Source organism: Geomonas propionica (assembly GCF_016458235.1).
Lineage (GTDB): Bacteria > Desulfobacterota > Desulfuromonadia > Geobacterales > Geobacteraceae > Geomonas > Geomonas propionica.
The window spans coordinates 87,942-113,951 of record NZ_JAEMHK010000016.1; the positions used below are offsets into that span (position 1 = coordinate 87,942).

At 63.2% G+C, this 26,010-nt stretch carries 17 protein-coding genes and 1 riboswitch; of the genes, 14 read left to right on the top strand and 3 right to left on the bottom strand.

Annotated elements, in window-relative coordinates:
• Nucleotides 1–83: 83 nt before the first annotated feature.
• Complete coding sequence (locus JFN90_RS18600; RefSeq protein ID WP_236019068.1) at nt 84–467, bottom strand: cytochrome c3 family protein; 384 nt, start codon at nt 465–467, stop codon at nt 84–86.
• Between the two features lie 277 nt (nt 468–744).
• Between JFN90_RS18600 and JFN90_RS18605 the strand changes: the two genes are divergently transcribed.
• The 8 genes from JFN90_RS18605 to JFN90_RS18640 all read left to right on the top strand — a co-directional run bounded on the left by JFN90_RS18605 (nt 745) and on the right by JFN90_RS18640 (nt 11,930).
• Nucleotides 745–1,362 carry a TetR/AcrR family transcriptional regulator gene (locus JFN90_RS18605; RefSeq protein WP_199396617.1) on the top strand — a complete coding sequence of 206 codons (618 nt, stop codon included), beginning with the start codon at nt 745–747 and terminating at the stop codon, nt 1,360–1,362.
• Nucleotides 1,352–2,812, top strand: coding sequence for an ABC1 kinase family protein (locus JFN90_RS18610; protein ID WP_199396618.1), 1,461 nt, complete (start codon nt 1,352–1,354; stop codon nt 2,810–2,812). Before JFN90_RS18605 ends, JFN90_RS18610 begins: the two co-directional genes overlap by 11 nt.
• Before the next feature lie 148 nt (nt 2,813–2,960).
• Nucleotides 2,961–3,650 carry an ABC transporter ATP-binding protein gene (locus JFN90_RS18615; protein ID WP_199396619.1) on the top strand — a complete coding sequence of 230 codons (690 nt, stop codon included), beginning with the start codon at nt 2,961–2,963 and terminating at the stop codon, nt 3,648–3,650.
• Nucleotides 3,647–6,199, top strand: a complete 2,553-nt coding sequence (locus JFN90_RS18620; protein ID WP_199396620.1) for an ABC transporter permease — start codon at nt 3,647–3,649, stop codon at nt 6,197–6,199. Before JFN90_RS18615 ends, JFN90_RS18620 begins: the two co-directional genes overlap by 4 nt.
• 333 nt (nt 6,200–6,532) lie before the next feature.
• On the top strand, nt 6,533–7,339 hold the full coding sequence (locus JFN90_RS18625) for an outer membrane lipoprotein-sorting protein (protein ID WP_199396621.1): 807 nt from the start codon (nt 6,533–6,535) through the stop codon (nt 7,337–7,339).
• Nucleotides 7,336–8,568, top strand: a complete 1,233-nt coding sequence (locus tag JFN90_RS18630) for a hypothetical protein (RefSeq protein ID WP_199396622.1) — start codon at nt 7,336–7,338, stop codon at nt 8,566–8,568. Before JFN90_RS18625 ends, JFN90_RS18630 begins: the two co-directional genes overlap by 4 nt.
• Before the next feature lie 230 nt (nt 8,569–8,798).
• A complete protein-coding gene (locus JFN90_RS18635) occupies nt 8,799–9,182 on the top strand; it encodes a hypothetical protein (RefSeq protein WP_199396623.1) in 384 nt (127 codons plus the stop codon).
• 165 nt (nt 9,183–9,347) lie between these two features.
• A complete protein-coding gene (locus JFN90_RS18640) occupies nt 9,348–11,930 on the top strand; it encodes a sigma 54-interacting transcriptional regulator (RefSeq protein ID WP_199396624.1) in 2,583 nt (860 codons plus the stop codon).
• Between the two features lie 121 nt (nt 11,931–12,051).
• Here JFN90_RS18640 and JFN90_RS18645 read toward each other — a convergent pair whose 3' ends face one another.
• Nucleotides 12,052–14,196, bottom strand: coding sequence for a methyl-accepting chemotaxis protein (locus JFN90_RS18645; RefSeq protein WP_456237448.1), 2,145 nt, complete (start codon nt 14,194–14,196; stop codon nt 12,052–12,054).
• 1,012 nt (nt 14,197–15,208) lie between these two features.
• Here JFN90_RS18645 and JFN90_RS18650 point away from each other — a divergent pair.
• The 5 genes from JFN90_RS18650 to JFN90_RS18670 all read left to right on the top strand — a co-directional run bounded on the left by JFN90_RS18650 (nt 15,209) and on the right by JFN90_RS18670 (nt 21,448).
• Complete coding sequence (locus JFN90_RS18650; RefSeq protein ID WP_199396626.1) at nt 15,209–15,481, top strand: hypothetical protein; 273 nt, start codon at nt 15,209–15,211, stop codon at nt 15,479–15,481.
• Between the two features lie 198 nt (nt 15,482–15,679).
• Nucleotides 15,680–15,848, top strand: a riboswitch (M-box (ykoK) riboswitch).
• Between the two features lie 460 nt (nt 15,849–16,308).
• A complete protein-coding gene (gene mgtA / locus JFN90_RS18655; protein ID WP_199396627.1) occupies nt 16,309–18,993 on the top strand; it encodes a magnesium-translocating P-type ATPase in 2,685 nt (894 codons plus the stop codon).
• Nucleotides 18,993–19,781: a PTS sugar transporter subunit IIA gene (locus tag JFN90_RS18660; RefSeq protein WP_199396628.1), complete on the top strand. Its 789-nt coding sequence runs from the start codon at nt 18,993–18,995 to the stop codon at nt 19,779–19,781. The genes mgtA and JFN90_RS18660 overlap by 1 nt, the downstream gene beginning before the upstream one ends.
• A 254-nt stretch (nt 19,782–20,035) precedes the next feature.
• Entirely contained in the window at nt 20,036–20,641 is a 606-nt protein-coding gene (locus JFN90_RS18665; RefSeq protein WP_199396629.1) for a hypothetical protein, read from the top strand.
• Between the two features lie 216 nt (nt 20,642–20,857).
• On the top strand, nt 20,858–21,448 hold the full coding sequence (locus JFN90_RS18670; protein WP_199396630.1) for a DUF4337 domain-containing protein: 591 nt from the start codon (nt 20,858–20,860) through the stop codon (nt 21,446–21,448).
• On the opposite strand, the gene JFN90_RS18675 is transcribed toward JFN90_RS18670, so the two are convergent.
• On the bottom strand, nt 21,445–22,941 hold the full coding sequence (locus tag JFN90_RS18675; protein WP_199396631.1) for a hypothetical protein: 1,497 nt from the start codon (nt 22,939–22,941) through the stop codon (nt 21,445–21,447). The genes JFN90_RS18670 and JFN90_RS18675 overlap by 4 nt on opposite strands.
• Nucleotides 22,942–23,121: 180 nt before the next feature.
• Between JFN90_RS18675 and JFN90_RS18680 the strand changes: the two genes are divergently transcribed.
• Complete coding sequence (locus tag JFN90_RS18680; RefSeq protein WP_199396632.1) at nt 23,122–25,989, top strand: hybrid sensor histidine kinase/response regulator; 2,868 nt, start codon at nt 23,122–23,124, stop codon at nt 25,987–25,989.
• Nucleotides 25,990–26,010: the final 21 nt, after the last annotated feature.

Consider the following 26,010-nt stretch of genomic DNA (forward strand, 5'->3'; position numbering starts at 1 on the left):
CTGGAATAGCGAAAGGTGGGCAAGAAATTAAGCTAGGTGCCTTGTTATCATCTCCGTCATTTAAAGTCAAACTCGTTTGCCCCTCAAGAATCGGACTTCAGGTACCTGTGGCAGATGTAGCACAGCTCGTCGCCGTCTCTGACCAAGTGAGGCGGCGGCTTCGTAAGGTCATGGCAGGAAAGACAGGTGAGCTTACCGCCCTCCAGTACGCACCCGGCAGCGAGAATGTCCGCCACAGGTGCAAAATCTTCCACCGTCTTAGGGGGAGGATAGCTGCGCATGACGGGATGCTCGTTCGTGTATAGACAGTGATCGTGGAGACAAACGGAAACCGGCCGTTTCGAGCCTGCCGAATGACATGCCAGGCACTCTGCCATGGTAAGGATGTGGTTGGCGCCGGTCAAATGGTCGAGGTTGGCGTCTCCCACCTTGAAAAAGAACATGCCACCCAAGGCAACAGCTATCATCGCTTTCAGCCTTAAATGCACCTTCCCTGAACTAAGCATAAGGCACCTATGTGTTTAGACCGCCATTGAACTTCTTTAGACATCCAATGATTTATCTACCACTTTTGGCACATCGGCAATCATAGCACAGGGTCCAACGCAGACAACGAAAGTGCGATTATATTGGCCTCATTGGCGACGGGGCACGGCGCATTATTTATGAGCATGCTCACTTTATATGTTGACGGCCACGACGCTTCTGTTATAGTGAGCGCGTTCATTTTACTTGGGAGAGTCGATGCGCATCAGCGAGCAGGCAAAACAGTTGTGCCGGGCCCGGATCCTGGAAAAGGCTGCCGAGCTCTTTGCCGCGCGCGGCTTCGACCAGACTACCACCCGTGACATCGCGCTCGCGGCCGGCGTCGCCGCCGGCACCATGTTCAACTACTTCCCCAGCAAGGAAACCATGGCGATGACCATGGTGAACGAGGCGCTGGCGCGGGGACGGGAGGAATTTCAGACCCGGCTCGACGGCAGCGAAGCGCTGGAGGAGGAGCTGTTCCTGCTGATCGGCACGGAACTGCGCCGCCTGCGCCCGCTGCGTCCCTTCCTGGGTCCGGTGCTGGAGCGCTCCCTGAGCACCTTCCCGCGCAAGAGCGTCTGCCCTGAGGGGGAAACGGCGCGCCAGGAGCACATGGAGTGCGTGCGGCAGGTCATGCGCCGCCACGGTTTCAGCGCCACCCCCGAAGACGTCGCCGGCACCATCTACTGGTCGCTCTACCTCGGCATCCTCGCCTCCTGGACCGGCGACCAATCCGAAAACCAGGAAGCCTCCCGGGGCCTCATCGATTACGCCATCCGCACCTTCGTGCAGATGATCTCCGGCACCGCGCAGGGAGGCGACCATGGCCACTGAAGCCCGACGCAAAACAGGGATCGAGGACCGGGCGGCGCTGCTCAACCTGATGCCGCGCCAGGAAGAGGCGGCACGACGGCGCTTGGCCGAGCTGGTCGAAAGCGTCGCGGCCAAACGTCCCCCCACCACCTCGTTTTCGCGGCTCTGGATCCTCGGGTCGCTGCAGGCCAAGGTCACCTGTGCCTACCTCGCCTACTGGCTGCGCAGCCGCTGGGCCGACGCGGACGAACGGGAGCGGCTCAAAAGCGAGACCCACCTGAAGGCGGCGCTCCAGCTTCTTGGCACCATGGGCTACCTGCGGGGGGCTGTCATGAAACTCGGGCAGATGCTGGCGACCTTCCCGGACGCCCTCCCCGACGAGTTCGCCCGCCTCCTCCCGGCGCTCCACTTCGAGGCTCCCGCCATGCACTACGCCATGGTGCGCGAAGTGTTCCTGGACGAGTTTGGCAAGGAGCCCCACGAGCTGTTTGCGAGCTTTGAGAGGGAGGCCTTCGCTGCCGCGTCCCTGGGGCAGGTGCACCGTGCCCGGCTGCTTTCCGGCGAACAGGTGGCGGTGAAGATCCAGTATCCCGGCATCGCCCGCACCATCGAGGCCGACCTCAGGAACCTGCGCCTGCTCATGCAGCCGATGCGACTGGGCGAGGACTGGGGCAACACCGTGGTCAAGCTGGCCGAGGTGGAACGGGTGCTCCTTGCCGAGACCGACTACCTGGCGGAGGCGAGCTTCGCCCAGACCGTGCGCGACTCCTTCACCCCGGAGGAGGGGATCGTCATCCCGCGCGTTTACCCGGAATACTCGACGCGCCGGGTGCTGACCACGGAACACCTGGAGGGAGTGCACCTGGAGGAGTTGCTCGACTCCGCCCCATCCCAGGAACTGCGCGACCGCTACACCCACCTGATGACCGTCGCCACCACGCGCATGCTGTACCGCACCCACTGGCTCCTCGCCGACCCCAACCCGGGCAATTACATCTTCATGCCGGACGGGCGTCTCGGGTTGGTGGACTTCGGGTGCACCCGTGAACTGAGCGATGAGGAGTGGCAGTTGCAGGTCGAGGTGGAAGATGCGCTGCTGCGCAGGGACGAGACGGAGATGGAGCGTCTCATCGTCAAGGCCTCGCTCTACGATTCGGCTGAGCAGATGGGGCAAGAACGGCTGGAGCTGATCGGAAGGGTGATCCGCTGGCAACTGGAGCCGTGGCTCAGCGAAGGGATATTCGACTTCGGCGACGAGGACTTCTTCCGTCGCGGTATGGAGGCCATGGTCGAAGTGATGCGCAAGGGGTTCACCCGCGGTATGCCGGTGCACATCTGGACTAACCGCTTCATCCTGGGGGCACGCGGCGTCGTGTACCGGCTGAAGGGACGCTGTGATTTCCAGGAGATCTATCGGCGGGAGAGCGGCAGAGACGGATGCGGAATGAGCGGGGCTGCCACCTCCAAATGAAGCGCCCCCTCCCCCGGAGGGGGAGGGTTAGGGAGGGGGAACCTAGCGGCTTCTTCATGCTTCCCCCCTCCCAACCTCCCCCCTCCGGGGGGAGGAGTACATGCATAAAGGGGCGAAAACCTTTCGGCCCTGCAAGGAGGAACCAAAGGTGCTGCAACTTAGCGACGTGGTGAAATCATACGAACTGAAATCGACGGTGACGGCGCTGGCCGGCATCACCCTTTCCATCGCCGCCGGCGAGATGGTCGCTATCATGGGTCCGTCCGGCTCGGGCAAGTCGACGCTGTTGAACCTGATGGGAGGGCTCGACGTGCCGAGCTCCGGCTCCGTGCTGGTGGCGGGTACCGACTTGGCCCGCCAGAGCGAGAAGGAGCGCTCCCTGTTCCGGCGCGCCCATGTTTCCTACATCTTCCAGGCTTACCACCTGATGCCCACCCTGCGGGTCCGGCAGAACGTGGCCCTGCCCCTCAGACTCGCCGGGGTCGCCGCCAAGGAGGCGGAGGCCAGGGTGGAGCGGGTGCTGGCCGAGGTGGGACTGGAAAACCGCGCCGACCACCTCCCCGACGAGCTCTCCGGGGGGGAGCGCCAACGCGTCGCCATCGCCCGCGCCCTGGTCACCGACGCGCCACTGCTGTTGGCCGACGAGCCGACCGGCAACCTGGACAGCGCCCGCGGCAAGGAGATCCTGGCCTTGCTCCGCTCCATCCACGGACGGCGCGGCACCACCATCGTCATGGTGACCCACGACAGCGAGGCCGCCTCCGCCTGCGACCGCCTCATTCGCCTGCGCGACGGCCAGGTCGAGGACGACGGAGCGGCCCCGGGAGGTGACAGATGAGGTTCCTGCTGCGTCACCTCTCCCTCTCCTACGCCCGGCGCAACCTGGCCAAGACCATCCTGACCCTGTTGGGTGTCGTGGTCGGCGTCACCACCTTCAGTTCCATCAAGACAGCGCAGGACGCACTGGTGGTCGGCATCGGGTCCACGGTGGACCGGGTCGCCGGCAAGGCGCAGCTCCAGGTGACCATGGAGGGGGGCGTCCCCGAGGCGTTGCAGGAAAGGCTTCGTAACCTCCCCGGCATCCGGGCCACCTCCCCCGTCATCGAACAGATCGTTATCCCGGAAAAGGGGGAACTAGGGAGCCTGATGGTGATCGGCGTGGATCTCTTGGGCGACCGCGAGATGCGCGACTACGGCTTCGAAGGGGACGACGCCGACCTCGACGATCCCCTGCTCTTCCTGGCCCAGCCCGATTCCGCACTCTTCACCCGCGAGTTCGCCAAGCGGGCCGGACTCACCACCGGCACCTCCCTCGCCGTCAAGGTCCCCAGCGGCGTCAGGAAGGTGACCGCGCGCGGCCTGATGAGCCCCAAGGGGTTCGCCCAGGCCTTCGGCGGCAACCTGATGGTGGTGGACGTCTACGCCGCGCAGGAACTCTTCGGCCGCGGGCGTCGCTTCGACCGCATCGACGTGCGCCTCCAGGACGGCGTCACCGTCGCCCAGGGTACCGAGATGCTGCAAAAGACGCTCGGCCCGGCCTACCGCGTCGAAACACCGGCACGGCGCGGCGAGCAGATGGAGCGCCTGGTGGCCAACTTCACCGCCGGCTTCAACGTCTCCAGCGCCTTCGCCCTCTCCATCGGCATCTTCCTCATCTTCAACGCCTTCAACGTCTCCGTGAATCGCCGGCGCCGAGACATCGGCACGCTACGCGCCCTTGGCGCCACGCCGCGCCAGGTGCAGGTCCTGTTCCTGGCCGAGGCGCTCATCATCGGCCTGCTCGGCGGCGCGCTCGGCTGCCTGACGGGCACCGCATTCTCGCAGGCACTGTTGGTGAGCATGGGGCAGAGCACCGAGATGGTGTACGGCATCTCCGGCTCCGGCGTGGTGCACCTCACCCCGGCTATCGTGCTGCAGTCCATGCTGCTCGGCCTGATCGCCTCCCTGATCGGTGCCTGGGGGCCCGCCCTCTCCGCCTCGCGCATCTCCCCCACCGAGGCGTTCGCCAAGGGTTCGTTTCAGGCTAAGGTGCAGCGCCGGGTTGGGCCGCGTATCGCCGCCGGGGTCGCTTTCGTGGCCGGCGCCGTGGCGCTCGCCTTGAGCAGCGTGGTCAAGGGGAACGCCCTGGTGCTCTCGGTGCTCCTTTTGGGCGGCATCGGTCTCGTACTCCTGATCGGCCCGCTCTCCCGCGCCATCCTGGTCGCCCTGGGCCCGCTGCTCACCCGTTTCTTCCCCTCCGCCGGCCCACTCTCCTCGGATTCGCTCCTGGGCAACCCGCGCCGCAGCTCCGGCACCATCATGGCCATGGCGCTCTCGCTCACCTTCGTACTGGGTCTTGGTGGCTACATGGGTTCCACCCGGCTCACCATCGTGCGCTGGATGGACGACATCCTCACCTGCGACCTGTTCGTGCGCGCATCGGCCAACTTCTCCCGTCCCGACTTCCTCTACCCGGGCGCGGTGAAGGGGGAGATCCTGGCGCTGCCGGGCGTGCGCACGGTGGAGAGCTACCGCGCCATCCGGCCCCAGTTCCGCGGCCGGCAGATCCTGGTCGGATCGGTGGAAATGGACACGCTGATGCAGCGGGTGCGCTACAGCTTTGCCCAGGGGGATCTCAAATCCATGAAGGAGGGGCTCCTCAACAAGGAGATGTGCGCCGTCACCGAGAACTTCCACGACCGCTTCGGCCTCGGCGTCGGCGACAAGGTGCCGCTCCAAACTCCCGGGGGCGTAGTGCAGTTTCCGATCGTCGCCGTGCTCCACGACTACTCCTCCGACCAAGGTGCCGTATTCCTGGACCGCAAGGTATTCCTGAAGCACTGGCAGGACGACCGGGTCGACATCTACGACGTCTCGGTGACGCCGGGGACCGACCCGGGTAAGGTGCGGGACGCCATCCGCGCCAAGCTCTCCGGCCGGTATCCCGCGCTCATCTCGACCCAGCGCGAGTTCAAGGACGAGATCGGCAAGGCCATCGACGCCTTCTACGCCGTTATGCGCATTACTGTATTGCTGGCGCTCGGGGTCGCCTTCCTCGGCATCGTCACCTCGCTGTTGATCTCGGTCGCGGAGCGGACCCGCGAAATTGGGATACTGAAGGCGCTCGGCGCGCTCCCCGGGCAGATCGCCCGCAGCGTGGTGCTGGAGGCCCTGGTGCTCGCCCTGGTGGGGCTCATGCTGGCGCTTCCCGCCGGGAACCTGTTCGCCTCCTTTATGGAGGGGCCGGTGGCCAAGGCGTTCACCGGATGGGCCATGCCGCACCATTACCCGTGGGAGGTGTTGGGCGAGCTCATCGTGGCGCTGCCGCTGGTTTCCTTCCTCGCCGCGGGCATCCCCGCGCGGCAGGCAGCGGGGGTCAAGGTGACCGAGGCGATTGAGTACGAGTAGGCAAAGACGAACCGGGCGAATGATTATTCGCCCCTACAGTTGAATCGCCCCCTCTCGCAAGGTTCATCCGGAAATTCCGGCGACGCCTATCTGCTGGTCACGAAGCGCAGCGTAAGAACTCGCGTCCTCCCCTTTGCGAAGGGGAGACAGAGGGGATTTGGTTGGGGTAGAGCTGGCTTCGGTCAGGAAGGGATGTTGCTGGTGTTGCTGCAAAGAGCAAATCCCCCCTGTCCCCCCTTCGCAAAAGGGGGGAACTTTGGGTCACCCGTCCGGTACGTGGCCAACATCCCCCAGGATTCCAGGACAAACTTATTCAACAGGAGGTTTTGCACGATGACTCGTAAAGGTTTTAAACCGCTTCTTTTGTTGCTCGCAGCAGCACTGCTCCTGCCGCTTCCGTCCACCCCCACCTTCGCCGGCACCGACGCACGCTCGCTCCTGAAGGAATCCGAGAGCCGGCACCGCACCAAGACCCAGCAGTACTCGGGTGACCTCACCGTGGTGAACAAGGAGGGGAAAATCCGCAAGAAGGGGTGGAACAGCTACCGCCAGGGGTACGCGGGCGACTCCAAGAACCTGATCCGCTTCACCGACCCCCCCGAGGTGAAGGGGGTGGGCTTTCTCTCCCTGCCGCGGCCGGGCTCGGACAACCCGGACCAGTGGCTCTACCTTCCCTCCATGAAACGGGAGCGCCGCATCGCGCCGCAGGACCGGGATGCCTCCTTCGTCGGCACCGACTTCAACTACGAGGACATGGAGGAGTTCGACCACGAGAAGTACAAGGTCTCGCTGCAGGGCGAGGAAACCGTCGGCGGCCAGCCCTGCTGGGTCATCACGGCGATCCCGCTGGAGAAGGGGAGCAAATCGATCTACCAGAAGCTGATCCTCTACCTGAGAAAAGACATCCTCTACCTGGTGCGCGAGGACCTGATCAGGAAGGGAGACAAGGAGCCGGCCAAGCGCTTGATTCTCTCTGACATCAAGAACGTCGAGGGGCACTACGTCGCTGCGCGCATGGAGATGACCGACCTCAAGAAGGGGAGCCACACCACGGTGACGCTGAAGCAGATTTCCTTCAACCGTCCCCAACCGACCAGCCGCTTCACGCTGCAGAACCTCACCCGCGAGGGGGGCGATTGAGACCGGTCCTCCTGCTCCTAGTACTGCTGCTTCTCCCCTGCTCCGCGCTCGCCGAAGGTTTCTCCGGCTACGCGGAGCTGAAGGGCTTCGCCTACGGGGAGCGCTTCGCCGGCGAGCCGTACGGTGCCGGCTGGGGCACGCTCTACAACAAATGGGAACAGCGCCTCGCCGAGAACCAGTTCACGGCGTCTGTCCGCGCGGAGTGGCTCACCTCGCCCCAGACGAGCCCCATCGTCTTAGACCCGGCTGACCGGAAACTGAGGCGCCCGCCGCTCTCGGTGCCGGAACTCTGGCTGCGCGTCCCGCTCGCCCCGTCGCACGACCTGGAGTTCGGGCGCTTCCAGCTCGGCTGGGGCAAGACCGACGGCTACTCCCCCGCCGACGCCTTCCTCCCCCGCGATGTAACCGATCCCTTCGCCGACGAAAAGCTGCCGCTCTGGGCCGTTCGCCTAAGCGGCCAAGAGGAGAACCTGCGCTACCAGGCGGTGCTGGTGCCGGTGACGACGCCTTGGCGCCTGCCCCCCTTGGGAAGCCGCAACGCTCCCATCGCCTCGGGCGCCCTCCCGGCGGGGACTAGGTTCCAGGAAGTGGACGATGCGCCGCCGCTCCCCGGCTTCGTAGCGTTGCGCCTACTTGCGACCCATGGCGACTGGGACCTCGGCGTCTGGGCGAGAAGCGGGGTGCGTCCGGCGCCCATCCTCGAATTCTCTCTCGACCCGGCGCTGCAAACCGGACCGGTCCCGGTGCTCTCGGTGGCCCGGCGCTATCCACGCGAGCACGGAGTCGGGGTCGAGGTATCGCGGGTGGCAGGCCCGTACGTCCTGCGCGGCGAGGCTGCCGCCCTTTTCTCGGGGGACCGGGATCTTGGGGACGCCCTGATCGGCACCCTGAGCGTCGAGCGCGGCTTCGGCGACGGAACGCTCCTCATCACCCTGGCCGGCAACGCCATCGCCCCGCCGGTCGATCGGACTCTCCTCTTCGACCGGGGCCTCCTCCCCGCACTGATCGTCGCCTGGAACCAGACCGAGGAATGGGGAGCCTGGAAGCTGGTCTGGGACTGCGGCCTCGAGCGCGGCGACGGCCTCCTCAAAGGGGAAGTCGGCTACAACGTCACCGACACCTGGAAAGTCACCGTCGGTGGCGATCTCCCCTACGGCTCCGACCGCGGCCCACTGGGCGCGCTGCACTGGGCCCGGCGCCTGGTGGCGGCCGTCCGCCGCAGTTGGTGACCGTCCCATGCCCTCCCCCTCCGCGAGATTCTTCCAGAATTTTCGGGACAGATGACCGCTTGAGGCTCCCCCTCCCGCAAGGGGAGGGGGGACCAAGGCAACCGTTTCCGGAATTTCCGGAAGATCCTCCCGCGAGGGGAGTGGGCTCAACGCTGGACCGGGCACCGTCTTGACAACGCGATGCGAGAAATTAACCTTTCCCAATTCGACACGCCAGACGGAGGTGCCCCATGGACATCGGCCTCACCGTTATGTTGGGCAAGGAACTGAACAGCATCGGGCCCAAACTAATCTCGAAACACATGAAGGCGCAGGCCGACGGCAACGAACTGCGCGCCACCCTGGCCCTCGCCCAGGTCGTCATTTACACCAAGCTCCTCGAGCGCTACCAGGAAGATGACGAGTATTACCGCTTCATCCTCGATCTGCAGCAGTTACGCGAGGCCCAGGAGGGGTTCTACTTCGAGTCCCGCATGGAGAACAACCGGAGGCTGGCCCTGGTTATACTGAGCCGGCTCCGTTTCCTCGGCATGCTGCAGCGCCGCCTTGCCGCGGCGGAACGCGACAAGGCCATGGAAGCTCTCCGCAGCACCCCCTCCATCATCCGTCACTGATCCCCGCCCACAGCGGCCTGAGACGTATACGCGCCTGCAACCATTTGCGCGGTATACGTTTTAGACACCGCCCCGCCTTTTACGCTACCATCGTAAACTCTTCGGCAGCCGCCCCGGCCCAACGGCCAACGCACCGGTCAACCTCCTGCCGAAGCCGGGAGAACGATGGCTTCAATCAGTTCCGAGACCATTTCGGGCATTCGCCTTTTCAGCGGCCTCAACCAGCACGACCTGGAGCGCATCGCGCAGCGCCTGGAGTTGCGCGATTTCGCTGCGGGAGACGTCATCCTCGCCAGGAGCGAACCGGCGCAGGAGCTCTACGTGATCCTCTCCGGCAGGATCCGGGTTGAGCTGTTGGACCGCTCCGGGCAGATCCTCAATCTCACCGAGCTCGGCATCGGCAACGTGATCGGCGAGCGGGCCATCCTCACCGACGAGAAGCGTTCCGCCGACGTGCGCGCCATCACCGAAGTCCAGGCCGCCCGGCTCACCCGGCAGCACTTCGAGGAGTTGCTGGAGGGCATGCCGCTGCTCTACGCCAACCTAAGTCGCATCCTCGCGGCGCAACTCGGGAGCTGGGCGCACCGCCACCAGCGTGAAGAGAGCGAGCACCGCGAGGTGATCACCAACATCATCGGCTGGCAGCTCCTCCCCGAATTCGGCGAGTTCCCCGGCACCTCGCAGTGGGTGCGCCTTCTGAACCAGCGCCTGCAGCACCTGGCCGGGACCAGGAGCCACGTCCTCATCCTAGGCGAGCCTGGGACCTGGAAGGACCTCGCCGCCCGCCTGATCCATTTCCACAGCACCGGGGACCGTCCGGTCCTCTTCCTCGACTGCGCCTCACCGCCTCCGGTGATGGGCGAGGAATGCTCCGCCAGCGATTCTGCCCAGCAGAACTCGCTCCTTTTGGGGCTCGCCCAGGAGGCCGCCCTGTTCGGGCACGCACCGGAAGGGGCGATGTACGCCCGCCGGATCAGGCGCGGCATGATCGAGCTCGCCGCCGGCGGCGACATCATCCTCAGGAACATCGACTGCCTCTCCAGCGCGGTGCAGGAGGAGCTGGTCGAATTCATGGAGACCGGACATTTCACCCGCCGCGGCGAGACCAAGCTCAGAAGCGCCCAGTTGCGCATCATCGCCACCAGCGGCAAGCCGCTGCAGCCGCTGGTGGAAAGCGGCAAGTTCAGCGCGGTGCTCTTCAAGAAGCTCTCCGGCGAGACCCTGGAGCTCGTACCCCTGCGCGAGCGCAAGAAGGACATCCCGGTCATCGCCCGGAGCCTTTTGAAGTCCCTGAACGCCAAACACCACAAAGAGGTGCGACGCCTCTCCCAGGACGCCCTGAACCGCCTGGTGGACCACGACTGGCCCCTGAACGCGAGCGAGCTATACCAGGTCGTGTCGCGCGCGGTGGTGGTCTGTAACGACGACGAGATCCAGCCCGAGCACATCTCGCTGCAGGGGCACCCTTTCGGGGACGGCCGCTTCAACCTGCTCACCTTGCCCGCGGTGGAGAACCTGGCCCGCAATCCGCGCTTCCCGCGCCTGTTGCGCTGGTTCACCGTGCCGCTCTTTCTCGGCGTCACGCTCTACACGCTGTTCGGGCCGCGCCAGCACAACGCCGCCAACCTGGTCGCCTGGACCATCGGCTGGCCCGCTCTGTTGCTCACCGCCTTCCTGTTCGCCCGCGGCTGGTGCAGTTTCTGCCCCATGGAGGCGATCGGCGAGTTCGTCGGAGTCTCCAGCCGCGTGGTGCGCGACCCCGCCCCCTGGCTGCGCCGCTGGGGGCCGTCGCTCTCCTTCGCCGCGCTGGTGGTGATCCTCCTTTTGGAGCAGGCCACCGGCATGTTCAGCTACGCCGGCGCCACCGGCGTGCTCCTCTCGGGGATCCTCTGCGCCACGGTGAGCGCGGACCTGGTCATCGGCCGCCGGGGGTGGTGCAAGTTTCTCTGCCCCTTGGGGCGGATCGTGAGCCTCGTGTCGCGCATCTCGCCGCTGGAGATGCACAGTAACCACAACGTCTGCCTGAGCCGCTGCCGCGTCGACGACTGCATCAAGGAGAAGGGGTGCCCGATGGGGCTGCACCCCTCCGGCGTCGACAGCTCCGACCACTGCGTGCTCTGCCTGAACTGCGTCAGGAGCTGTCCGCACCGCTCCATGCAGCTCGACCTGAGAAACCCCACCTGGGGCGGCTTCAACCGGGCCCGGCGCGGCTTCCGCGAGGCGCTCTTCAGCACCACCTTGGTCGGCGTAGTGATCGCCGCCAAGGGAACGCCGCTGGTGGCAGGGCGCCCGTTGGAGATCTTCTCGCGCACCATCTGGAGCGTGCAGGACTACCTCCTTGCCCTCGCCATCGTGGCGGGCTTCACCCTGCTCACCTGCCTCGCCTCCGCCACGGTGCGCGGCACCGGCTGGCGCGCGGTCTTCACCACCAGTGGCCTCGCCTACCTCCCCCTGGCGGTAGCGGGTCTCTTCATGATCTTCTTCCGGGCGCTGGTCGAGGGGGGGGCGCAGATCGTCCCGCTCCTGGTCCATGCGCTCGGGCTCGACAACGTGCTCGACGCGGCGACGCTCACCCCGGAGCTCGGCACGCTGCGTCTGCTCATCTACCCGCTGCTGTTGCTGGCCGCCCTCTTCTCCTGGGTGATCCTGAACAAGTTGCAGCGCCAGGACGGCCTGCCGCCACAGGCGCTCTTTGCGCACCGCCTGCTCATCCTTGCCGCCGCGGCGGTCTTCATGGTGATCCTTTAAGCTTCCCGTCAGGTCGTAAAAAAGGGCAGGCCCTCACCCGTTGTGTCACAACCGGGAAGGCCTGCCCTCTGTTTGTCCCGCCAAAGCTAGCCGGAGTCGCTGCAGTGAATCCGCTTCGGTTCTAGAAGCGCTCGAAGTCGTCGTTGGAATTCATCCTAAGAGCGACTCCACTGTCCTCAGCGGCCAACACTGCCCCCTTTTTTTTCGACACGCCCTTGGCGCCGGAACGGGAGTAGGTAAATGCGGAGGCGCCGCGCGCAGGGCTCTGGCGCTGGCCGCCCCTGGTGTCGACGGCGTTGGTGTTGGTCACCTTGAAAAAGGAGATGCTTCCCTGCAACTGGGCCGCCTGCGACGACAGCTCCTCGGCGGTCGAGGACATCTCTTCGGCGACGCCGGCGTTGTTCTGGATCACCTGGTCCAGCACCTGGATCGCCTGGTTGATCTGCTGGGCTCCCGCATCCTGCTCCTTGCTGGCCGCGCTGATTTCCTGAACCAGTTCCGCGGTCCGCTGGATGTTGGGCAGGATCTCGCCCAGGAGGGTTCCCGCCTTCTCCGCTATCTCGACGCTCGAGGTGGAAAGGGTGGAGATCTCTCCGGCCGCCTTCTGGCTCCGCTCCGCCAGCTTCCTCACCTCAGCCGCCACCACCGCGAACCCCTTGCCGTGTTCACCGGCGCGGGCCGCCTCGATGGCCGCGTTCAATGCCAGCATGTTGGTCTGCCGCGCGATCTCCTCGACGATGGATATTTTGCCCGCGATTTCCTTCATGGCCGCCAGGGTCTCGGCGACGGCCTTGCCCCCTTCCTGGGCGTCGGCTGCGGATTTCACCGCGATCTTCTCGGTCTGCATCGCGTTGTCGGCGGTCTGCCGGATGTTGGCACTCATCTCTTCCATGGAGCAGGATGCCTGTTCCGCGGAGGCGGCCTGTTCCGTGGCTCCCTGCGAGGTATTCTCCGCGTTGTCGGCGAGTTCCTTGCTCCCAATGCTCACGTTGTCCGCCGCCTGCTTCACGTCGAGGACCACGTCGGAGAGCTTCTGCACCATGGCCGCCAGGTCCTTCAGCAGTTCGTCCTTCTCGGAGCGCGGCGTCACCTGGACCGTCAGGTCACCGTCGGCGATATCCTTGGTGATGGCGATGACGTGGTCCATGGCCCTCTTGACGCTCTTCAGGCTCTCGTTGATCCTGGAGAAATCGGCGTGGGAATCCCTGGTGTGCTGATCCGGCTGCCCGAGCTCGAAGTTCAGGTCTAGGTCCCCGTCGGAAAGAAGCTGCAGGTTGGTCGCCATGCGCTCGATCTCGGTCTTCGTGTAGTCGCGGTTCCTGATGATGGCGGTCAGGTCCTGCACCACCTCGACGTAGCCGATCTTCTCCCCCTTGCGGTTCATCAGGTAGGAGGTGTCCTGCTTGCACCCGGAGCCGCACCAGTCGAAATAGCTCTCGTTGACCCCCTTGTGCAGCTGCTTGATGCCGCACCCTTCGGCATTGCAGATGTTGGCGGCGGCGTTGCTGCAGGGAAGCCCCAAGGCGGTGCCGCGGTCCCTGATGCGCCCTTCCTTGACCAGGAGCGCCTCGAAGGGCTTGTTCAGGAAGGTCCAGTTCATGTCGTTATCGGTGACGTGGATGGGGAAGGGGACCGCGTCGATGATCGCCTCGTACCAGTCGTTCTTCTCCACTACCACGTCGAGGGTCTTGTTGACGCCGTCGACGATGGCCCTAAACTCGCCGCGATGCCGGGAGGCGTCCGTGCGGGTCTGGAATTTGCCGACCAGGGCCGCGTTGACCAGGGTTTCCGTGTCCTCGATCATGGCGCCCACCGCGTCCTTGACGCGGGCCAGGCTCGCGTTGATCTTGAGGAAATCTTCGCGGGCCAGTGCTGTGTGCTCGTCCGCCTCCGCCACCTGGAGGTCGAGGCTCAAATCGCCCAGGGCCAGCTTGGTCAGGTTGTCCGCCATGCGCTCGACCTCGGCTTGGGTGTAGTTGCGGTTCCTGATCATGGCGGTCAGGTCGGTGACCACCTCGACATAGCCGATCCGCTCCCCCTTGCTGTTGATCAGGTAGGAGGTGTCCTGCTTGCATTCCGAGCCGCACCAGGTGAAGAAGCTCTCGTTCACTCCCTTGTGCAGTTGCTTGATGCCGCACCCTTCGTTGTTGCAGATGTTGGCTGCCGCGTTGCTGCAGGCAAGGCCGACCGCGGAGTCGCGGTCCTTGATCTGTCCTTCCCGTACCAGCAGCTTTTCGAACGGCTTGTTCATGAAGGTCCAGTTCATGTCATTGTCGGTGACGTGCACCGGGAACGGGACGGCGTCGATGATGGCGCGGAACCAGTCGTTTTTATCGGTCAACTGGCTGATCCGCCCCTCCTGCTCGGCGTTTCTATCGGTCAACAGGCTGATCCGCCCCTCCTGCTCCGCCACCGTGCCGGCGAGGGCGTCGAAGGGGCCGTGCAGGAAGCGGCCGAGATAGACGCCGCTCCCGATTGTGGCCAGCAGGGCCGCCGCGCACCCACCCGCTGCTAGAGCCGGGTAATGCAGTAAGGCTGCGCATCCCGAAACGGCTATGAGCGCAGCGATGATAGTGACACCAACCTTCACTTTTCCAATGACTGTCTGTTTTTCCATACCGGTTTCCTATCCTTTGCCACGTGTGATGTTTCGTCGGTGGAGCCGACGCGCCCGATCGATGCAGCTCGTCGTTCCTGCCTCCCTGTCCGCAGGACGGGATCCGGTACCTTGACGCGCACTCGACACTTCTCGAAAAAGGCCCTGACCAAGTTGGGGAAGTTGCTGGCACTGATCGGCACCCCCATAATAAAATGAAGAAAAAAATGCTTATAATTTTGGAATACATTGTACTTCATGTGTATAAGGTGAGAATACATTGTAGATTTGTAATACATTTCTTTCCAAGAAGCTTGGTTTGGCAAGCGAACCATCCGAAAAAATTTGTAATACATTTTCGTCACCAATTGAATCTTGCAAGTATAAGGACTATTACTGCTACAATGCGGGCGCTCCTGTCCGATGGTCAACAGCTTCAGGAGTGGGGAGAAAGACCGGAATCACAGGTTGCGGGATCAGCAACGACATAGCCCCCAAAGGGCGCCTGCGCGGACTCCCTCCGATCATCCACCTGACTGGCGCCGCTAAGAGCTATCCTGTAAAGTCATAATATGAGATAATCTCAGTTACAGGAGCGCCGCCAAAGTCATAGCTTCTTGACACTGGCGGCGCTGGTGTTACTACTTGTTCCGGAGGTCACACTCAAGACAGGAGGCACACAATGAAGAGAATTGCTTTGATCGTCATGGCGGGTTTTCTGGCAATAAGCAGCGTACCAGCTTATGCCGCGGACACTGGCAGCAAGGACGAGTGCCTGCTCATCTCGAAGGACTGCAAAAACGAGGTGGACAGCATCCAGCAGAAAATCTCCAAACTGCAGGGAGAGATCAACAAGGGTAACAAGGTCTACACCGCTGACGAGCTGAAAAAACTCCACGAAAAACTGAAAGAGGCCAACGGCATCCTGGAAGATCTGAACAAGCCCGGTCACTAGCATCTCGTCCGGCACCACGTCTTCCGCAGACAAAGGCCACCGTGGTAACCGCGGTGGCCTTCGCCGTTCCGGCCATGACCGCGCCGCGCTTTACTTTTTGCTTGCCACCCGCACCCAAACCTGCTACAAATTTTTGGTCAGACCGCCGGGTACCCTCCGCAAATTCCTCCGGACCTGACGACATTCGCATAGCAACACCGAATTCCTCGTTAAGATGAGGCGTTTGCACAAACACAGGCTACTGCCCGGAAACGTCGAAAGACGCCAATGGGTAGACCAGGTATTGCCGGATTAAGGCTTTACTTAAGGTAGCTGGTCCCCGCGACCTACGTTGTGCACTGCCGAAAACCTGCGAGTGGGGAATCAGAGGCAGACGTTCAGGCCCGGGTTCTCCCGTGGCCTTTTTTCGTATCAGCACGTCACATAAGAAAGGTGGTGGTTCTACAAATTGGACAGTCATAGTAGCGAATATCCGTTACCCATCCCGTTCCTGCGGCGCTAGCCCCCTCTCAAAGCCATCCTCCTTCCCTGCCTGCTTTGACCCGCTTTCGCCCAAGAACGGGACTTAAAGAAGCAGCGGGGAGTTGTCGTACACTCCCTCAATAGTGCAATCACCAATCGGTTCACGCATCGGCGGCAGTTCGTCTGCCCGGCCGCGTGCAGGCCCGGGTGCGAACTGCGACGTCTTTCGCTCGCGTGCTCCCTCCCGGACCAGGCGTCCCCTCGCGTGACCGTTTGCCGGCAGCCTCTTTGGCTTGCCGACGCAAGGCCGTGGTCCGCCGCCCAGGCGGCCACCCAGCAGCACGGATGTGATAGGAGAAGGAAGGATGTTCTTGTTTTCCAATATACCCACCGGGCGCTCCGCGAAGCAGCAGGCTCCCGCCCAGCGCGCGACGGCGCCAAAGACCGCCGTCCAGGGCGCCTGCGAGCGCCGTCTGGTCGAGCTCTGCTCGATGTCGGTGCGCGACTCGCTGAAGGAACTCGACACCAAGGCCAAGGAAGGGCTCACCACCGACGAGGCCGAAAAGCGCCTCGACGAGTACGGCGCCAACGAGCTCGCCCACGCCAAACGTCTGGGCGTCATAGCCGACCTGTTGGAGCGCTGCAAGAGCCCGCTCGTCATCCAGCTCCTGGTGATCGCCATCCTCTCCGGCGCCGTCGGCGAGACCAAGTCCGCCGCCATCGTGACCGCCATGATCATCCTGAGCGTCGGGCTTTCCTTCATCCTGGACCGCCGCTCCGGGCAGGCGGTCGAGGCACTGGGGAAAAGGGTGCAGTCGCGCACCCTGGTGCTCAGGGACGGCCAGGAGACCGAGATCCGCATCTCCGACGTGGTCCCCGGCGACATCGTGCTCCTCATGGCGGGCTCCATCATCCCCGCCGACGTCAGGCTCCTCTCCGCCAAAGACTTCTTCGTCAGCCAGTCGGCGTTGACCGGCGAATCGATGCCGGTGGAAAAAAGCGCGCTGGTGGACAAGGAGCACGAGGCAGGGCTTTCCGCATGGGAGCTCCCCAACGCCTGCTACCTGGGCTCCAGCGTCAACAGCGGCTCGGCCCGCGCCGTGGTCGTCAACACCGGCGTGCGCACCCTGTTCGGCTCCATCTCCGCCTCGCTGGCCGAGAAGCCGGAGGAGACCAGCTTCGACAAGGGGACCCGCTCCTTCACCTGGCTCATGATCCGCTTCATGCTGGTGATGACCGCCGCCGTCTTCATGATCGTCGGCATGACCAAGGGGAACTGGGTCGATGCCCTCCTCTTCGGCCTCTCCATCGCGGTCGGCCTCACCCCGGAAATGCTCCCGATGATCGTGACGGTGAACCTCGCCAAGGGCGCGCTCACCATGGCGGGCAAGAAGGTCATCATCAAGCGGCTCCCCTCGATCCAGAACTTCGGAGCCATCGACATCCTGTGCACCGACAAGACCGGCACCCTGACCCAGGACAAGGTCGTCCTGGAGAAGTACGTGGACCTCACCGGCCGCACCAGCGAGGACGTCCTCACCTACGCCTACCTGAACAGCCACTACCAGACGGGCCTCAGGAACCTGATCGACCGCGCCATCCTCGATCACACCGACATGAACGTGCAGCTCTGCCGCCTGGTGGACGAGCTCCCCTTCGACTTTCAGCGCCGGCGCATGTCGGTCGTCGTGGACTTCGAGGAAGACCACGTGCTCATCTGCAAGGGTGCGGTGGAGGAGATCTACGAGTGCTGCAGCCACTACCAGATTGGCGAGGAGATCTATCCCCTCTTCGACATGATCAGGGACAACCTGTTTGAGGAGGTCGAGCGCCACAACCGCGACGGCTTCCGCGTGCTCGCTATCGCCTACCGCGAGTTCCCACGCCAGAAGACCCAGTTCGAGGTAAAGGACGAGTCGCAGATGATCCTTTTGGGCTTCATCGCCTTCTTCGATCCTCCCAAGGCGCAGGCCAGCGAGGCGCTCGGCCTCTTGCAGGAAGCGGGCGTGCGGGTCAAGGTGCTCACCGGCGACAACGGCCTGGTCACCCAGAGGGTTTGCATCAACGTCGGCCTGAAGGCCGATCGGATGCTGACCGGTGCCGAACTCTCCCGTGTCAGCGCGGAGGAGTTCCCGCAGATCGTGCAGGACGTGGACATCTTCGTGAAGCTTTCCCCCGCCCAGAAGGAGCAGATCGTGCGCAGCCTGCGCGCCAGCGGCCACGTGGTCGGCTTTTTGGGGGACGGCATCAACGACGCCCCGGCACTGAAAGCGGCCGACGTAGGCATCTCCGTTGATTCCGGCGTCGACGTCGCCAAGGAAACCGCCGACATCGTGCTCCTGGAGAAGAGCCTCCTGGTGCTCGAAGAAGGAATCATGGAAGGGCGCCGCGTCTTCGCCAACATCGTCAAGTACATCAGGATGGGGGCCTCCTCCAACTTCGGCAACATGTTCTCGGTGATGGGGGCGAGCTACCTGCTCCCCTTCCTCCCCATGCAGCCGGTGCAGATCCTGACCAACAACCTCTTGTACGACTTCAGCCAGACCGGGATCCCGACCGACCGCGTCGACCCGGAGCTGGTGGCCAAGCCGCTCAAGTGGAACATCGAGAACATCAAGCGCTTCATGTTCTGCGTGGGGCCGATCAGCTCGGTCTTCGACTACGCGACCTTCGCCCTGATGTGGTATGTTTTCGGGTGCGCCGCCTACAACGCACCCGGCGTCACTGCGCTGCAGCAGGAGGGGCTCGCCAAGCTGTTCCAGACCGGGTGGTTCGTGGAGTCGCTGTTGACCCAGACCCTGATCGTGCACATCATCAGGACCCGGCGCATTCCGTTCTTCGGCAGCTGTGCCTCGATCCCCATGATCCTGACCACCCTGGGCATCATGGGCATCGGCGCCTGGCTCCCCTACTCTCCCTTCGCCGCGGCGCTCAACCTGGTGCCGCTGCCGCCGGTCTACTGGATCTGGATCATCGGGTTCCTGTTGACCTACTCGGTACTGACACACTTCGTGAAGACCTGGTTCTTCAACCGTTTTGGAGGTGACTGATGGACAGCTTGCTCGACGCACTACAGGAAGGACGTCTCCTCGAGATACCTGACGACTACGACAAGGAAGACGCGCTGCGCTTCCTGGCCCACATCCTCGAGGCCGTGCCGTCGCTGCCGCCGGACACCGACGTCGCGGGGCTGATCCTCGCCAAGGAAGGGACCTCCAAGACCGCTCTCGGCAAGGGCTGGGCCTGCCCGGACGCCCGGGTACCTTTCGAGGAGGACTTGATCTGCGTCGTCGGATGGAGCCCGAAGGGGATCGACTACGGCTCACCCGACGGGAAGCTGGTCAAGGTGATCGCCATGTACCTGGTTCCGGAGAACCAGCGCAGCAACTACCTGCGCGAGGTTTCCCTGCTCGCCAAGGCACTGGAGATCTACCCGGAGATCGAGCGGCTGAACGCGGCCGACAGCCTGAACGACATCCGTGACCACCTGCTCGACCTGATCAGCACCACCAAAGGGACCGTCGGGCCCGACTCCCGCGCGCGCATGATCCGCCTGCAGGGACGGGCCGCCGCGGTGGAACCCGCACCCTATGATCTGGCCAACCTGATCGTGGAGCCGATCACCATCCTGGTGGGCGACGGCCTGAAGCCGGTCGTGCTCGGACACGACCAGGCACTCGTCGAACTGTTGGAAGGATTCCAGGGGTTGGCCGGGGAGTTGACCGGGCATAGCGCCTTCAATACCGGCGGCTGGCGCATCGTCAAACGCAAGGAGGCCTCCTTCACCGGAGAGCGCCTCCTCATCGACTGCCTGGCCCTCAGGACTTCCGGCAAATAAACATCCAACCACAGGATTAACTGTCTCAGCGTACCAACGAACCCCGCTTTCCCGAGCGGGGTTTTCTTTTTGTTCTGTTTGGGGTTGACAGCCCTCAACTGTGCCTATTCTTTCAATGAATATATCCAAAGTTATAGTCACTTTATACCCGGATATATATTCAGCAATCGCTATTTATGCTTTATAGGTAGAACAATCTCTGACACCATTAATCCTACAATGGAATCTTTCAACAGACACAGGAGGGCAATAACATGAAAAAGTTCAAGTCTGGCATTTTGGTTGCGGCACTGGTAGCACTACCGGTCATGGCAATGGCTAATCCGACCGTTGTGACCATCTCGGCACCGGTCAACGGTGGCACCACTCAGGTGGATACTCTCCCCATGTCGGTCCCGGTGACCGGCTCCGTCTTCCACAGCCCCGGGACCATCAACAACATGAGAGCATGCCTTTCCGTTGATGCTGGAGCCGAAGTTTGCGGTCCCACCTTCACGGGCGTAGGCAACAAGAGTTCCTTCACCTTCAATATCGGTGGCGACATCTTTGCTCCCGGCCTTCACACCTTCAAGGTTTGCGCAGACAAGGTCGATGGCGGTCACCTCGGCTGTGCAACCGTCGAGCATACCTTCACCGTCGCCCAGTCGGCCTGCGATGAAGTGGATCCCCCTGCCATCGCCAATGACTACATGAACGGCATCAACCTGCCGAACGCTTTCAACCAAGTACGTGGCAAGATCATCAACCAGATCGCTGCCAACATGAACGAAGGCAAGTACGGCACCTGCAACTACAACGCAACCAAGGTCAAAGAGGATGTCGATGTTCTGCTGGCTCAGGCTGGCTGGACCGGCAACTAAGACCTCCGGACAGGGGTGACAATACGAGGGGCAGCCGTTTCACTACGGCTGCCCCTTTGTCGTTTGCGGTGCGACTCTCTTAACATGACGTTCTTTGTCATGTTTTTGTCATTTGGTTGCAAGCTGGTCTCTTTTAAAATATCCTTCTGCCAATGATAAAGGGGGACTGGCACCTGCGGAGCCAGTCCCCGTGCGGTCCAAAAGGAGAGGAAACTGATGTCAGAACTGAACGACTTGCAGAACCGGCTCGACTCCTCCGAAGCGAGGAACTCCCTCAACAACTGGGTCGCCATCGCGGTGGCGCTCATCTCGGTGTTCATGGCGGTATGCAAGGTGAAGGACGACAACATCGTGCAGGCCATGCTGCAGGCGAAGTCGGACCAGGTGGACACCTGGAACGAGTACCAAGCCAAGAAACTGAAACAGCACCTGGCAGAGCTGGGGCTGAACCAGGTGGTGGCCCTGGAGTCGATGGCGCCGGGCAAGGTGTCGGCTCCCCTGGCGGCACAGCAGAAGCAGTACGGCGACAACATCGCCCGCTACAAGGTGGAGGAGGCAAAGCTCGCCGACAAGGCCAACGCGCTCGGCAAGCAGTACGACGACCTCAACTACCGGGACGACCAGTTCGACCTCTCCGACGCCACCCTGGCGGTCTCGCTGGCCATGCTCGCCATCACCTCGCTCACCGGGAAGAGAAAGCTCCTCTACCTGGCGCTGGGTTTCGCCTTTTTCGGCATCCTCATGGGATTTGCGGGCCTCGCCGGGCTTGCGCTGCACCCGACCGCCCTGGTGAAGGTACTCACCTAACCCTGGCGGTTCGCCCCGCGCCCCGCCTCGCCGGCGATAGTTTCGAAGAGGTCGGACACCAGCTTGGAGAGGTGGCACCCGGACAGGAACAGGCAGTAGCCGTGGTCGTCGGTGATGATCCGCTTCTTCAAGGGGCGGTGCTCGCTCTCCGACAGCAGTTCCTCGAGGGTTCTCCGGATGGTCTTCCCCTTGGGCACCACCTCGATGTCCCGCCCGCACCCCGAGTCGTCCAGGGCGCAGACGTACCAGAGCCTCAAAGGGGCAAGCCCGGGGTCGGCCTCCAGGTGGCCGCTGGTCTTCGCAAAGTTGATCACCTTGAGCGCCAGCTGCAGCTTGGCCATGTTGTAGCAGGACTCGTCGACGATGTTGCCGTGCTCGAAGAAGGGGATCACGTGCAGCCAAGGCTCCTGGCGCACCTGCTCCCCGGACGGCTTTTGCTCCCGCCCCACCACGAACAGCGCCCAGACGTACCCGGTGTAGAAGAGCCGGGAACTGGCCGGGTTGCCGATCACGCTGTGCCCCTCGTACTCGAGGATGAAGGCCTCGCGGTCGGGATTCAAAAGCTCCTGCTGGGCGCCGCAGATCTCCCCCTGGAAGAAGCTGCTCGGGGGCCACAGCCTCCCGGTGATGCTGGCATGAAGGGCGGGATGCGCGGTGCTGCTTCTGCCCGCCACCGCCTTGCGCAGGTCCGCCAACAGCTGTTCCTTCCTCTCGTCCCTGACCCTGACCCGCACCGAGTTGTTCTCGTCCCCGAAGCCGTATTGCAACGTCACCGGGCCGCCCCACTGGTCGCAGCTGCAGATCGGCACGCTCGGTCCCCACAAAAGCCACAGGTTGAAGATGGTCATCTGCGGCGGCGAGAAGGCTCGGTTGGCCATGCGGTCGTAACAGGAGATGATCGGGTCCCAGTCGTCGGCGAAGCGGGACATGAGACCGGCCAGGAGGTTCAGCGGCAATAAAAAGCCGTGCTCTATCTTGACGCTGCAGAGAAAGGAGGCCTGCTCGTCCAGCGAGAGTCTCAACTCGGACACGGCGAGGAGGTACTGCTTGATGCCGTCCTTGGTGCCGTCGTCGTTCAGGCGGAAGACGTCCACCACCTCGATCACCGGCTCCCTCTCCTTGATCTTCAGCGCCCCGAACTTGGCGCGGGTCGAGCGTTTCCACTCGGCCACCTCCTGCCGGTAGGCGGTGTCGTCGTACTGCAGCTGGTAGCGCTTGGTCCTGGCGTCGAAGAACCACTTGGGCTCGCGGCGCGGCTTGGGGTGCAAAAGCCGCAGCTCCAGCCAAAGCCGCATCTGTCTTCTGAACATGGCGGGGCGGAAAGGCCAGGCGGAGTCATAGCACGCCTTGAGCGTGTTCAAGACGGGGAGGTTTTCCTGTATGGAGAGACAGCGCCAGACCAGGCGGATGGGGGGAAGAAAGAACCAGAGCAGGTAGAAGAAAGCGGTGGCTACCGCGAGGACTGTAGCGACAATTTCCTTGTAGCTTCCCATGGCGAGCCCCCACTGTCAGATTAAAAACAACCCACCAAGTGTAGCGATCGCGCCGGCTTTTTCAACGATCCCCCCCAACCGCCTCAGCCTTCACGTATCTTCTCAATTTTTCGCTCAACTTTCCGATAAGAGCCTTAGCGGCATACCAGACACTTTCTCGTTGCAAGGACGTTCCATTCAATGAAACCACGCTTGATCCAGAAACCGGCACTGGCCTTCCTGGTGCTCATCTGTACCTGCCTGTGCGGCCTCGTCTTCCTGTTGGCCTATCAACAGGCCAGGGGGTCGGCCATCTCGCGGCTGCACGACGAGCAGATGATCCACGCCAAGCAGGCGGCGCAGGGAATCCAGGATTACTTCAGCACCTGGACCGGGATCCTCAGCTCCATGGCGCGCATGAAAGAGATCGCTGCGGCGGACGAGTCCGGCCGGGAGCAGATGGAGTTCTTCTACGACGCCCACAAGGAGCAGATCCGCGCCTTCACCCGGGTGGACGAAAACGGCATCGTCCTGGTCAGCATCCCGCAACGCGAGGCGGCGGGGAGAAACATCTCGGCGCAAAAGCACATACAGGAACTGCTGCGCACCCGCAAGCCGGTGGTGAGCGACGTGTTCCGCGCGGTGCAGGGATACGACGCCATAGCCCTGCACGTGCCGGTCTACGACGGCAACCGCTTCCGGGGCAGCATCGCCATCGTCATCAACTTCCAGAACCTCGCCAAGCGCTACCTCGACGTGATCAAGATCGGCAAGACCGGCCACGCCTGGGTGGTCAGCCGCGACGGGACCGTGCTCTATTCCCCGGTTCCGGGGCACAGCGGCCAAAGCATCTTCGTCAACGGCAAGAGCTATCCGTCCCTGCTCGCCATGGCGCAGCGGATGCTGCAGGGGCTGTCCGGCACAGCGACCTATACCGCCCCCGCCGATCGGGACCCGCACGGTGCGCCGACCCGGCAGCTCGCCGTCTACCAACCGATAACCGTGGGCAACACCTTCTGGTCCATCGCCGTGTCCTCGTCGGAACGGGAAATCCTCGCCTCGCTTACCGCGTACCGTAACCGGCTGGTGCTGGCGGTGCTGATCCTGCTGGCGGTGGGAGTGGCGGCTTCGATATTCATCGCGAGGGCCATGCTGATCGTGAAGGAAGAGGAGGCCCGCCGTGAGGCCGAGGCGGAGTTGAGGGCGAGCGAACAGCGCTACCGCGACCTGTTCGAACACAACCCGGCCCCGATGCTGATTTACGAGCGCGCCACCTGGGAGTTGGTGGCGGTCAACGACGCCTTCCTGATCGCCTACGGCTACACCATGGACGAGGTGCTCTCGCTGCACCTGACCGACCTCTATCCGGAAAGCGAGAAAGGCAAAATCACCCAAGTAGCCGCGCAGCTTTCCGGCCACACCTACGTCGGCGAATGGCACCACCGGCGCAAGGACGGCACCGAGTTCCCCATCGTGGTCACCTCGCACGACGCCGTGTACCAGGGGCGGACCTGCCGCATCGCCGTCATCACGGACATCACCGAACGCAAGAAGATGGAAAAAGCGATCGAGGAGGAGTCCCGGTTCAACCGGATCCTTCTGGAGCAGTCCCCGGACGGCATCGTCATCATCGACCCGGCGACGGCGCGCTTCATCAACTTCAACAGCGCCGTCTGCCGGCAACTAGGCTACAGCAGGGAAGAGTTCGGGCAGCTCTCGGTTTTCGACGTGGAGGCGCAGGAGACCGGCGAGGAGACCCGCGCGCGCATCGCCGAGATTCTCGCCAACGGCAGGGGGAGCTTCGAGACGGTGCAGCGTACCCGCACCGGTGAACTGAGAAACGTCGAGGTGAACGCCCAGATCATCAACATCCAGGACCACCCGGTGTACTACTGCATCTGGCGCGACGTGACCGAGCACAAGAAACTGGAGGAGCAGCTCAGGCAGTCGCAGAAGATGGAATCGGTGGGGCGTCTGGCCGGCGGCGTGGCGCACGACTTCAACAACATGCTCGGCGTCATCATCGGCTCCGCGGAGCTGTGCCGGCACCGGCTCCCCGAGGACAGCCAGGTGCAAAAATACCTCGAGCACATCCTGAAGGCGGCGCAACGCTCCAGCGAAATCACCCGGCAGTTGTTGGCCTTCTCGCGCAAGGAGATCGTTTCCCCCAAGGCGGTGAACCTGAACAGCCAGATCATCGACTCGGAGAAGATGCTCTGCCGCCTGATCGGCGAGGATGTCCGCCTCAACTTCAAGCCGGCCACCTCGATATGGACCGTCCTCATCGACCCGTCCCAGGTGGACCAGATCCTCATGAACCTGTCCGCCAATTCACGCGACGCCATGCCCGACGGCGGCACCCTCAACATCGAGACCTCTAACATCCGCCTCGACCCCGATTACTGCCGGCATCACTCCGGCTGCTCCCCCGGCGACTACGTCAAGCTGACCGTGAGCGACACCGGCATCGGCATGGACCGGGAGACCCGGGAGCACATCTTCGAGCCCTTCTTCACCACCAAGGGATTGGGCGTGGGGACCGGGCTGGGACTCGCCACCGTGTACGGCATCGTCACCCAGAACAACGGCTTCATCACCGTCTACAGCGAGCCCGGCCACGGCACCGTGTTCGCCATCTATTTCCCGCGGCTCCACGATGCCGAAGCCGACGTCGAGGAAATGGATGTCGCCATCCCCTCCACCGGCAGCGGCACGGTGCTCCTGGTCGAGGACGAGGAGATGCTCTTATGGACCACGACCAGGATGCTCGAGGAGATGGGCTACACCGTGATCCAGGCACAGAGCCCGGCGAAGGCGATCGGAATTTGCGACCAAGGGGAGCGGATCGACTTGGTGCTGACGGACGTGGTGATGCCGGGAATGAACGGGCGTGAGATGGCCGAGCGGATCAGGGCGATCCGCCCGGAGGTGAAGGTGTTATTCATGTCGGGCTATACCGCCGATATCGTGGCGCAGCGCGGCATAGTGGAAGAGGGGATGCACTACATCCCGAAACCGCTGGACGCGAGGAAGCTGAACGAGAAGATCGCGCAGATGCTGGCGCAGTGACGGTGCCGGGCAGTTGCTGTC